This is a genomic window from Pseudomonas fluorescens, from assembly GCF_902497995.1.
Classification (GTDB): Bacteria; Pseudomonadota; Gammaproteobacteria; order Pseudomonadales; family Pseudomonadaceae; genus Aquipseudomonas; species Aquipseudomonas fluorescens_BK.
Genome location: NZ_CABVII010000023.1, coordinates 43,347 through 54,983, shown reverse-complemented (window position 1 = coordinate 54,983; position 11,637 = coordinate 43,347). Strand labels below are relative to the sequence as shown.

At 60.6% G+C, this 11,637-nt stretch carries 10 protein-coding genes; 4 read left to right on the top strand and 6 right to left on the bottom strand.

What is annotated here, in order from left to right; translation table 11 throughout:
• Positions 1-31 precede the first annotated feature (31 nt).
• On the top strand, positions 32-895 hold the full coding sequence (locus F8N80_RS23895; RefSeq protein ID WP_150784818.1) for a hypothetical protein: 864 nt from the start codon (positions 32-34) through the stop codon (positions 893-895).
• A 69-nt stretch (positions 896-964) separates the two neighbouring features.
• Here the strand turns inward: F8N80_RS23895 and F8N80_RS23890 are convergent, their stop codons facing one another.
• Together F8N80_RS23890 and F8N80_RS23885 are read right to left on the bottom strand one after the other, a co-directional pair.
• Entirely contained in the window at positions 965-2,587 is a 1,623-nt protein-coding gene (locus F8N80_RS23890; RefSeq protein WP_150784817.1) for an MFS transporter, read from the bottom strand.
• 161 nt (positions 2,588-2,748) lie between these two features.
• Positions 2,749-4,395 (bottom strand): GMC family oxidoreductase, encoded by a 1,647-nt coding sequence (locus F8N80_RS23885; RefSeq protein ID WP_150784816.1) that lies wholly within the window; start codon positions 4,393-4,395, stop codon positions 2,749-2,751.
• A gap of 133 nt (positions 4,396-4,528) precedes the next feature.
• Here F8N80_RS23885 and F8N80_RS23880 point away from each other — a divergent pair, with 133 nt between their 5' ends.
• A complete protein-coding gene (locus F8N80_RS23880) occupies positions 4,529-5,425 on the top strand; it encodes a LysR family transcriptional regulator (RefSeq protein WP_150748879.1) in 897 nt (298 codons plus the stop codon).
• Between the two features lie 98 nt (positions 5,426-5,523).
• Here the strand turns inward: F8N80_RS23880 and F8N80_RS23875 are convergent, their stop codons facing one another.
• From F8N80_RS23875 to F8N80_RS23860, 4 genes are all read right to left on the bottom strand, one after another.
• Entirely contained in the window at positions 5,524-6,624 is a 1,101-nt protein-coding gene (locus F8N80_RS23875) for a DNA alkylation repair protein (RefSeq protein WP_150784815.1), read from the bottom strand.
• A 135-nt stretch (positions 6,625-6,759) separates the two neighbouring features.
• Positions 6,760-8,568 (bottom strand): monovalent cation:proton antiporter-2 (CPA2) family protein, encoded by a 1,809-nt coding sequence (locus F8N80_RS23870; protein WP_150748881.1) that lies wholly within the window; start codon positions 8,566-8,568, stop codon positions 6,760-6,762.
• Between the two features lie 365 nt (positions 8,569-8,933).
• Complete coding sequence (locus F8N80_RS23865; RefSeq protein WP_150748883.1) at positions 8,934-9,257, bottom strand: protealysin inhibitor emfourin; 324 nt, start codon at positions 9,255-9,257, stop codon at positions 8,934-8,936.
• Positions 9,258-9,259: 2 nt separating this feature from the next.
• The gene (locus F8N80_RS23860; RefSeq protein WP_150748512.1) at positions 9,260-10,318 is read right to left on the bottom strand and encodes a M4 family metallopeptidase; all 1,059 of its coding nucleotides are present in this window, start codon (positions 10,316-10,318) and stop codon (positions 9,260-9,262) included.
• Between the two features lie 145 nt (positions 10,319-10,463).
• On the opposite strand from F8N80_RS23860, the gene F8N80_RS23855 reads away from it, so the two are divergent.
• The gene (locus F8N80_RS23855) at positions 10,464-10,802 is read left to right on the top strand and encodes an FKBP-type peptidyl-prolyl cis-trans isomerase (protein WP_150748511.1); all 339 of its coding nucleotides are present in this window, start codon (positions 10,464-10,466) and stop codon (positions 10,800-10,802) included.
• A 184-nt stretch (positions 10,803-10,986) separates the two neighbouring features.
• Entirely contained in the window at positions 10,987-11,463 is a 477-nt protein-coding gene (locus tag F8N80_RS23850) for an MEKHLA domain-containing protein (RefSeq protein ID WP_150784814.1), read from the top strand.
• Positions 11,464-11,637 lie beyond the last annotated feature (174 nt).

Here is an 11,637-nt window from a genome sequence, read left to right as displayed (position 1 = left end):
CTCCTATAAACAACTATGGAAGGGCCATGACATGAACCAGACAAGAGATACCAAGGCGCCGACTTTGCCATCCCCCATAATCAATACCCCAAAAAACAACGATAAATACCCGTCAAAGAAAATCCCGATTTCAGGCAGCAGTGTCTTGAAGTCGCCGGCCAAGGTCTGGGTGTATTTCCACGAAGGATGGTGGGAGCCCAACAGTCAGTTTGAAATCAACGAAGATGGAACCTGGGGAGGTGAGCTGGACTGGAAATTTGCGATGCCGTACGGCACAAACAGTATCGTCGCTCGACATGAGCAGGGCCTGGAATACTCCGAAGATTCGGCGCCAGTCACCTTCACCGTAGAGTTGCCTACAGTAGTTATCACCCATCCGGAGCAGGGAGGGTCTGTCGGCCAGACCGCCGCCTTCAAGGGAACGGGTGAACCCGGCGCCGAAGTGACAGTTGTGATGGCCGACGACGAAAGTAAAGTGCTCGGTACCGGCACTGTCTATTCGACCTACGAATGGCAAGTGGGAAATGGCGATGTCGTTCTTCAACCAGGCAAGACATGCGTTAAAGCCAATTCACGCTCCAGCGGTGAGACGTCGCCGTGGACTGAACCTCTTTGTTTTTTTGTCAAACCCTTCCAGCCAGTCATCCAGTCGCCGCCCGCTGGCGACGTTACTTCGTCGATCGAGGTAAAAGGGGTCGGGTATCAAGGCGCTTCGATGGAAGTATGGTTGATTGGCAACCCCCGGGTCAGTTTGGGCAAGGTGGATGTTGATAAAGATATGGGGTGGAAAATACCCATCCAACTCCCAGCTGGAGAATGCGAAATTGAGGCCATTCAGACCTACCAGGAGGCTGTCTCCGATCCAAGTCCGCCACGTAAATTTTCTGTGAAGTGAGCATCAGCCTGACGTCTATGTGCGGTCCATGGCGGGACCAACCGCTAACCGCACATAGATGTCTTCACCTCAGTTTTTATCCAGATCCACGTTTTTGGTCTCGCGCAAACAGATCATCCCCACCACCAGGCTCACCCCGGTAATCACCACCGGGTACCACAGCCCGTAAAAGATGTCCCCGGTGTACACCACCAGGGCAAACGACACGGTCGGCAGGAAACCGCCGAACCAGCCGTTGCCGATGTGGTAGGGCAGGGACATCGAGGTGTAGCGGATGCGGGTCGGGAACAGTTCGACCATCAGCGCCGCCAGCGGGCCGTAGCACATGGCGGAGATGATGATCAGCGCCACAATCAGGGCCACGATCATCGGTTTATTGATCGCCTGGGTATCGGCTTGTGACGGATAACCGGCCAGGGTCACGGCGCCGCGCAGGGCCGCTTCGTCGTAACCGTCGATTTTCACGTCGCCGATGCTGACCTGCACGCCGCTGCCGGCCGGTGCCGTTGCGCTGCTGTAGGGCAGGCCCTGTTTGACCAGGAAGGTCTTGACCTTGTCGCACGGGCTGTCGAATTTCGCCTTGCCCACCGGGTCGAACTGGAAGGTGCAGGTAGCCGGGTCGGCCAGCACGGTGATCGGTGCCTGGCGGCTGGCCTGGTCGATGGCCGGGTTGGCGTAGTGGGCCAGGGTCTTGAAGATCGGGAAGTACAGTGCGGTGGCCAGCAACAGGCCGATCATCAGCACCGGTTTGCGCCCGACCTTGTCCGACAGCCAGCCGAAAAAGATGAAGAACGGCGCACCGATAATCACGCTGACGATCAGCAGGCTGTTGGCCAGGGCCGGGTCCATTTTCAGGAACTGGGTCAGGAAGAACAGCACGTAGAACTGCGCCGCGTAGAAGGTCACCGCTTGCCCGGCGTTGATGCTGAACAGGGCGATCAAGACGACTTTGAGGTTTTCCCATTTGCCGAAGGAATCGCGCAGCGGCGACTTGCAGAGTTTGCCTTCCTCTTTCATTTTCACGAAAGCCGGCGACTCGTGCAGGCTCATGCGAATCCAGGTCGAGATGCCCAGCAATATGATCGAAAACAGAAACGGAATCCGCCAGCCCCAGACTTCGAACTGGTCGCCGGTGAAGTAGCGGCACGCCAGGACCACCAGCAGTGACAGCAGCAAACCGAGGGTTGCCGTGGACTGAATCCAGCTGGTGTGAAAACCGCGTTTGCCCATCGGCGCGTGTTCCGCGACGTAAGTGGCAGCGCCGCCGTATTCACCGCCCAGGGCCAGGCCTTGAAGCATGCGCAGCACCACCAGAATGATCGGCGCGGCGATGCCGATGCTGGCGTAGGTCGGCAGCAGCCCGACGCAGAAGGTCGCCACGCCCATGAGGATGATGGTGGCAAGGAAGGTGTATTTACGCCCGATCATGTCCCCGAGCCGGCCGAACACCAGCGCACCGAATGGCCGCACGATGAAGCCGGCGGCGAACGCCATGAGCGCAAAGATGAATGCGGTGGTGTCGTTGACCCCGGCGAAAAACTGTTTGCTGATGACCGCCGCGAGGGCGCCGTAGAGGAAAAAGTCGTACCACTCGAACACCGTCCCGAGCGATGAAGCGAAGATGACTTTCTGGGTCTCGCGGCTGGTCCCCGCACTGCGTACGGCTTCCAGTGGCTGAACATGTTCTGACATATCGGTATCCCTCACAGTGATTGTTTTTGTTGTTCCACTGTCGGCACCGGCCTTGTGGGCCTGGTGCCGCTACTGTCGATGTATCGGATGTAAACGTCCTGTTGGCGCTGTCGTGCATGTTGTTTGTGCCTGACACACAACCCCCTGTAGGGCGGGCGTGTTCAGGTATTCGTGACCAGTTCCATGGGTGAGGTCAGGCTCCTTGTAGATGGGTTGAGGATGAGTTGCGCGGCTTTTTCGGCAATCATCAGCGTAGGCGAGCAGGTGTTGCCCGAGGTGATGCGCGGCATGATCGAGGCATCGGCAATGCGCAGGCCGGGGATGCCATGAACCCGCAGCTCGGCGTCGACCACCGCGTCCGCGTCATTGCCCATGCGGCAGGTGCCGACCGGATGGAAAATCGTGGTGCCAATGCGCGCGGCGGCTTCGTGCAACTCTTCTTCGCTCTGCAAGCTGTCGCCGGGCAGGTATTCGACCGGTTTGAAGGCCTGCAGGGCCGGAGCGGAGACGATACGCCGGGTCAGGCGAATGGCGTCGGCCGCGACCCGCAAATCTTCTGGATGGCTTAAATAATTGGGCTGAATCAGCGGCGCTTGCTGCGGATCGGCGGAGCGAATCTCCACCCGGCCCCGGCTTTGCGGCCGCAGATCGCAGACCGATGCAGTGAACGCGGGGAAGGCGTGCAAGGGTTCGCCGAAGCGTTCCAGGGACAGCGGCTGCACATGGTATTCAAGATTGGCCGAGGTCTGCTCCGGCCCCGACCGGGCAAAAGCGCCGAGTTGGCTGGGCGCCATGGACAGCGGGCCGCTGCGGTCATACAGGTAACGCAGGCCCATGCCCATCTTGCCCCACAGGCTGCCGGCAATCTGGTTCAGGGTGCGGGCGTTCTGCAGTTTGTAGATCATCCGCAGCTGCAGGTGATCCTGCAGGTTGCCGCCAACACCGGGCAGCTCTTGGGCGACGCCGATGCCCAGGCGTTGCAGCAGCGGGCGCGGGCCGATCCCGGAGCGCTGGAGGATGCTCGGTGAACCGACGGAGCCGGCGCACAGGACGATTTCCTTGCGCGCCTTGAAGGTTTTCGCCTGGCCCTGCCAGCGTGCACTGACTGCACAGGCGCGGCCATTCTCCAGCAACACACGGTCGACTTCGACCCCGGTCAACAGGGTGAAATTGGGACGGTTGCGAATCGGTTTGAGAAAGGCTTTGGCCGCATTCCAGCGGATCCCGGCCTTCTGATTGACCTGGAAGTAGCCACAGCCTTCGTTGTCGCCCTGGTTGAAGTCTTCGATGCTGGCGATGCCGCTTTGCCCGGCCGCCCTTTGGAAGGCATCCAGAATCGGCCACGACAGCCGTTGACGCTCGATCCGCCATTCCCCGGTTGCGCCGTGAAACTGCGAGTCACCGGCAAAGTGGTTTTCGCTTTTCTTGAACAGCGGCAACACCTCGTCCCAGCTCCAGCCGGGGTTGCCGTCGGCGGCCCAGCCATCGTAGTCGCCGGCCTGGCCGCGCATGTAGATCATGCCGTTGATCGAGGAGCAGCCACCGAGCACCTTGCCCCGCGGGTAGCTCAGGGTGCGACCTTGCAGCCCGGGCTGCGCTTCGGTCTTGAAGCACCAGTCGGTGCGCGGGTTGCCGATGCAGAACAGGTAACCCACCGGGATGTGAATCCACGCATAGTTGTCGCGGCCACCGGCTTCGAGCAGCAGTACCCGGTGTTGCGGGTTGGCCGACAGCCGATTGGCCAGCAAACAACCGGCCGGCCCGGACCCGACCACGATGTAGTCGAACTCATCAAGGGAAGTCTGCATCCCTGACCTCGTAGTGTTGTTCTTGTTGTCGGTCATCCTAGTTGTTAGCTTTCGTCAAAAGAATGTTAGTTTTTGCGCAGCCGCTGTGCGTTTTCAGACAGCACCTTTAATAGCGAAGCTTCAAGGATGATTCATGTTCGACTGGAATGACCTGCGGTTTTTTCTCGAATTGCAGCGCAGCGGGCGTTTGCTCACCGCTGCCCGCCGCTTGAACACCACCCACGCCACCGTGGCCCGGCACATCGAGGCCATCGAAAAGAGCCTCGGCACCGCGCTGTTCGTTCAGCACGCTCAGGGCTATGAGCTGACCCCGGCCGGCGAAGCGCTGCTCAAGCACGCCGAAGCCATGGAAAACGTCGCGCTGCTGGCCCAGGAAGAGATCACCCAATCCACCGCGCCCCTGGGCAAGATTCGCGTCGGGGTCACGGAGGGCCTGGGCATCATGTTCCTCGCCAGTCGCATGAACGGCCTGTTCGAGCGTTATCCGGGGCTGGAAGTGGAACTGGTAGCGGTGCCGCGCTTTGTCAGCATCCTCAACCGCGAAGCCGAGATCAGCATCCACCTCGAACGCCCCTCCGCCGACATGCTGGTCACGCGCAAACTCACCGACTATCGCCTGGCGCTTTATGCCAGCCAGGACTATCTGGACCGCTCGCCGGCGCTGCACAGCCGCGAAGATCTTGGGCGCCATGCCTGGATCGGTTATGTCGACGACTTGCTGTTCAGCCAGGAGTTGATGTTCCTCAACAGTTTTTGCCGCAACCCGCAGGTGGTCTTCCACAGCACCAGCGTCATCGCCCAGCAACAGGCCGCGCGTTCGGGGTTGGGGATCGCCGTGTTGCCGTGCTACATGGCCAGTGCCGATCCCGGTCTGGTGCCGTTGTTGCCGCAAGAAAGCATCCAGCGCAGCTACTGGATCAGCACGCGGCGCGAGTTGCACAAGTCCGTGCGGCTGCGGGTATTGTGGGATTACGTGGTGCAGCTGTGCGAGAGCGAACAGGATTTGTTGCTAGGCACAGTTCCCCTGTAGGAGCGAGGCTTGCCCGCGAAGGCGTCATGCCTGAAACACCGCATTATCGTTCTTCGCGGGCAAGCCTCGCTCCTACAACGTACCGGGCGACCGGGATTTCAAGGGAGGATTTCGAAGGCGGTGCTGGCCAGGCGCTCACCGTTCACCAGATTATGCACGGCGTGCCTGCCGGCGTAATGCCGGCGGGTGGTCAGCTCCTTGATGTGCTGGCATCGGGCAATGAACTCGGTGCCTTTGCCTGGCAGCGTCAGGGCCTTGAGCTTGAATACCTTCGCCGAGCTGCTGCCGTTGGCTTTGACGTAATCGATGGCATAGTCGATCACCAGTCGCTGACTGTCCGGCACTGTGGATTTCACGGTAAAGGACAGGCTGATTTTTTCGCCCAGGCGAATCACCGCCGGTTCCACCTTCACTCCGATGACCTCTACCTCAGGCTTGCCGCCCGCGCCAATGATTGCCAGCGCACGCTGGTTGCCCTGCTTGATCAGGCTGCGCAGGGCGTGTCTGGCGATCCATGCCGTGTGCTTGTTTTCCAATGACCAACGCTCGATCAGGTCCAGCACCCACTCGGGGTGGTCCTTGGTGATGTCATTGAGGTGGTTGGCCACCGACTTGCGCACGTACAGGCTGTCGTCGGCCTTGAGATTATCGAGGATTGCGGCTGCCAGGGACGGGTCGGTCTGGATTCGCTCCAGGCGAAACGACCACGGCAGACGCGGTCGACTGCCTTCGCTGGCCAGGCGCCGGACATGTTCGTTGGCATCCAGGGACCAGTGGTGCATCTGCGCCAGCGTGGATTCGAGATCGCTGCGCAGGAAATGGCGGATTGCGAATTCTGATGAACCGAACGCGGTGAAGTATTTGAGTGCGTCCATCGACAGCTCGAACGTGTCGGCACCGTAGGTCGCGACATAGTGCGGCAACGAGATGCTGACGAAGCCGCTGTTCAGCCGCGGGGCGAGGGCGTAAAGCACTTTGAGTGTCTCTTCATAACTCAATGGCAGCACCGCGTGCAGGCACTCGCTGACCCTGGCCATGCGCTGCATGATCGACAATTGCGCGAGGCCTTCGTTGGCCATTTTCAGGAAGGCCTTGGCGTTGAACCCGGGATAGACCGCGGTCATCTCGGTGGCGATGTGCTGCAGGCGCTCGGCGTTGAAGATTTCCTTGAGGGCGGGGGAGGATTGATCGGCAGCCATTTTTGGTTCCTTTGAAGATATTATTTATCCAGACACACCGCGTTATCGTTCTTCGCGGGCAAGCCTCGCTCCTACAGATTTACGACTACTCCTGTAGGAGCGAGGCTTGCCCGCGAAGAGGCCCTCACATTCACCTCAATTTTTAGCCGATTGCTCTTCCAGTTGATCCGACTCAAACAACCGTGCCAATTCCGCCCGCGCTTCCTGCGCCGTCTGCAACACCTTGGCTGCATCGTCATACACCGCATGCTGAGCTTCCAGCACCTGTTCATCGTGATGCTTGAAGCGCTTGATCCGCGCATCCGCCTGAGCCTGGCTCAGCCCCAGCCCGACCAGCGTGCGCCGGCTCATTTCCAGGCTCGAGTAATAGGTTTCGCGAATGGCCTCGGCGCCAAGGTCCATCAAACGGTGTACATGCTGACGGTTGCGGGCCCGGGCGATGATTTTCATGTGCGGATAGAGTCTGTGCACCAATTCGGCGGTCTTGATGTTGGTGTCCGGATCGTCCGTGGCGATGACGAAATATTCCGCCTGCCCGACCTTGGCCGCGTTGAGGATTTCCGGGCGCATCGGGTCACCGTAGAACACCGGCACGCCGCCGAAGCTGCGCGACAATTCGATGGTTTCCACCGAGGTGTCGAGGGCGATGAACTTGATGTTCTGTGCCCGCAGGATCCGCGCCACGATCTGCCCCATGCGGCCCATGCCGGCGATCACTACGCGTGGCGCGTCGGCATCGATCTGGCGCAATTGCTCAGGCACTACCACCGGTTGCACCTTGGGGCTGGCCAGCCGCGCGCACAACAGCAACAGCAAGGGCGTGACGGCCATGGACAAGGTGATCGTCAGCACCAGCAAGTCGTACAGGCGCGGCTCGAACAGGCCCTGATCGCGGCCGATCTTGAACACCACGAAGGCAAACTCACCGCCGGCTGCCAGCACGATGCCCAGGCGAATCGCATTGACTTTGCCCAGGCCACCGGCCAACCGACCGACGACAAACAGCAGCGGCAGCTTGATGGCGATCAGCAGCAGGGTCAGGCCCAGCACCACGATCGGTGTGCTGAGCAGCAGGCTGAGGTTGGCACCCATGCCGACGCTGATGAAAAACAGCCCCAGCAGCAAGCCCTTGAATGGCTCGATCTGCGCCTCCAGTTCGTGGCGATATTCGGAATCCGCCAGCAGCAATCCGGCGAGGAACGCACCCAGGGCCATCGAGACGCCGACCAGGTTCATCAGCCATGCCGTGCCGATGACGACCAGCAACGCGGTGGCGGTAGAGACCTCCGGCAGACCGCTCTTGGCCACCGCCCGGAACACCGGGCGCAGCAGGTAGCGCCCGCCGATCACCACCACTGCGATGCTGCCCAGCACCCGCAAGCCGTGGTTCAAATCTTCGGCAGCGGTGGTGGTGTGATCGCCGCCGGCCAGCAGCGGGACCATGGCGATCAGCGGGATCGCGGCGATGTCCTGGAACAGCAGAATCGCGAACGCCAGCCGCCCGTGGGGGCTGGTCAGCTCCTTGCGCTCGGCCAGGCTCTGCAGCCCAAACGCGGTGGAGGACAACGCCAGACCCAGCCCCAGTACGATGGCGCTGTTCAACGATTGCCCGAAAACGAACAGCGCAAACACGCCAATCACCGACCCCGTCAGCAGCACCTGCGCCAGACCGACGCCGAACACGGCTTTGCGCATCACCCACAAACGTCGCGGCGACAGTTCCAGGCCGATGATGAACAGCAGCAACACCACCCCAAGTTCGGAAATGTGGCTGACGCTTTGCGGATTGCCGATCAAGCCCAGCACCGACGGCCCGATGATGACGCCGGCAAACAGATAACCCAGCACCGCCCCCAGTTGCAGGCGCTTGGCCAGGGGCACGGTGAGCACCGCCGCGAACAGGAACACGACAGCGGCTTGCAACAGGTTGCCTTCATGGGGCATGGGGAACTCCAACGGATGCGGTACGACGGCGGGGGCGACAAGGATAAAGGCAGGACTTGCCGCAGATCCAGTGCGGGAACGGGTTGATCACCGATGTCGCGTGCACCGCAAATACCTGTGGGAGCGGGCTTGCTCGCGAAGGCGGCGTCACATTCAACACATTTGTTGACCGGCAGACTGCTTTCGCGAGCAAGCCCGCTCCCACAAGAGATCTATGTTGATCAAAAAATCTCAGGTATATAGCCATCACCTGTGGGAGCTGCGTTGCGCCGGACATTTCGGGTATGCACCGATTCCCTGTGGGAGCGAGCCTGCTTGCGATCGCTATCTCGCTGGCGGGTTCACGCCGTCCGAGTACGGCAAACTCATAACACCTCGCCTTTGTCCCACAGGTGCACCAGTTCACCAGGGGCCTGATCTTCAGGGACTTTCATCACCATCCGGTCAGCCTGTTCACCGATGCGGAAGTGCACTTCTATTTGATAAAAACGCTGATCACCTCGCCCCGAGGCCGGGTCTTCGATTGCCAGGCAACCTTCCAGCACCGAACAAATGCGCGCGCGTTGATCGATGTCGCATTGCGCAAATTCGATGCGGCGAGGGTGAGTCAAGGCAGGGATCGCCGCCACGCCGCCCTGGCGGGACAGACGTACCACGGCATCATCGCCCAGTGTCGGCAGGGTTTTCATGATTACTCCTGAGTCGGGACCACACCTGTTTCAGACCAGGCATGCTGCACCACTTTAGTTCCATCGGTGCCATAACGTTGCCGGGCATGCTCAATGGTCAAAGCCGCGAAGTCAGTGAACGACGCCTCGCTCTTCAAGCGCCGGTCGCACAGCGTGTCATACCAGATGCGGCCGGCTTTCTCCCAGGCAAACCCGCCGAACGCCTTGGCAGCGAGATAAAACGCCCGATTGGGGATACCGGAATTGATGTGCACGCCACCGTTGTCCTCCTGGGTGATCACGAACTTGCGCATGTGATCCGGTTGCGGGTCCTTGCCCAGCAGCGGGTCGTCATACGCCGTGCCGGGGTGGGCCATCGATCGTAAGCCGACGCCTTTTATCCGCGGAGTCAGCAAGTCGGCGCCGATCAGCCAGTCCGCCTCGTCGGCGGTCTGGCCCAGCACATGTTGCTTGATCAGCACCCCGAACACGTCCGATATCGATTCATTCAAGGCCCCGGACTGATTGGCGTAGACCAGGCCGGCTTCGCTTTCGATCACGCCGTGGGTCAACTCGTGCCCGATCACATCCAGCGAGCGGGTGAAGCGCTCGAAAATTTCGCCATCACCGTCTCCGAATACCATCTGCGCACCGTTCCAGAAGGCATTCTCGTAGTCCTGGCCATAATGCACGCTGCCGATCAGCGCAAAACCCTTGTTATCGATGGAGTCGCGGCCGAGCACCTTCCAGAAGAAATCATGGCTGGCGCCCAAGGCATCGTAGGCCTCGTCGACCGCCGGATCGCCAGTCGCCGGCTGGCCTTCAAGGCGGGCAGGCATCCCCGGCAGGAGCATTTTCCCTTGAGCGTCATGGATACTGCGCCGGACCTGGCCGGGTTGCGCGGATGGCGCCAGGACCGTCGCCGCCGCAGAGCGCACCGGTGGCAGCGGCGTATGCCGAAGGGTACGCACATGGGTCAGGGTAATCAGTGCACTGGAGCGCTGCCGCTCGGAGCCATGGGCAATAATGCGGTTGAGGATGTAAGGCGGAATGAAACTGCACAGTGATCGTGAGTCGGTCATCAGAGCATCCTTTCCTGAGTACGAAGTCGATACACATGTGAGCAGCAGACGGCGATTCGGTTCCATGGATTGCCAACAGCGGCGGATTCTGCGAAAACCTCCGTCCGCGCCCCTATGATCGGGCGACAGTGAACGAGTAAAAACCATGAACGACGAATTGCACATCATCGATCTGCAGCCGGGCGACGGCAAAGCCGCCGTCAAGGGCGCGCTGATCACCACGCACTACCGCGGCTGGCTGGAAGACGGCACTGAATTCGATTCTTCCTACAGCCGGGGTAAGCCTTTCCAGTGCGTGATCGGCACCGGTCGGGTGATCAAGGGCTGGGACCAGGGCATCCTTGGGATGCAGGTGGGCGGCAAGCGCAAGTTGCAGGTGCCGGCGCACCTGGCGTATGGCGAGCGGACCATGGGCAAGATCACGCCGAATTCGAATCTGATCTTCGAGATCGAGTTGCTGGAAGTGCTGACCCGGGATGATTGACTGTCAGGGCTGAAAGGTTTTCCGGTAGGCATAAAGGCCCGCAATCCCTGGGTTGCGCGGCCCGTATCCCGGCTCTGGTGACCGAGTCGCGGCCCCCGGCAAGCAGCTGTAGGTATGCGCCGAACAACTGATTTCGATAGGCTACGCTGTGTCGAATAATCAATGCCTGTGCAAAGGAGGGGGCGTGTCGTCAATCAACGAGTACGTCGCTTACGTTCAACTGTTGGACGACGCTTATCGGCACTGGACCGGTGAAAGCCTGCCAGCTCCCCGGGCGCTGACAGGCTCCGAGCGCCTGCAGTGGCTGCATGCGCAGGCGCCTTACAGCCTGCTGGCCCACGGTACGGAAGACGACCCTTGTTTCTTCTACGCCAATGAACAGGCGCTGGCCTGCTTCAAATACCCGCGCTCAGCGTTCCTGGGCATGCCCTCACGGTTCAGCGCTTCGCCGCTGGACCGCGCCATGCGCCAGTCGCTGCTGGAGCAGGTCACGGCCAATGGCATTGCCCATGGCTATAGTGGCTATCGGGTGGATCGGGACGGCCATGCGTTCATGATTCACGAAGGCAAGGTCTGGACGCTGATTGATCAGCACGGCGAAAACAGGGGCCAGGCGGCGTTGTTCTGGCCGGATGAGCGGAGTATTGGCCGGGTCGAGTGAGGAATGGGCGGGATCGCTTCGCCTAGCAACGGGGCCGGAATATCAGTCACTCAAGGAGCGGAATCTGTGGGAGCGAGCTTGCTCCCACAGGGATCCATGCGAGTTTGGATATTTTGTATCCACCACCAGTCACTGTGGGAGCGGGCTTGCCCCGGGCGGCGTTCCGACGAAGGG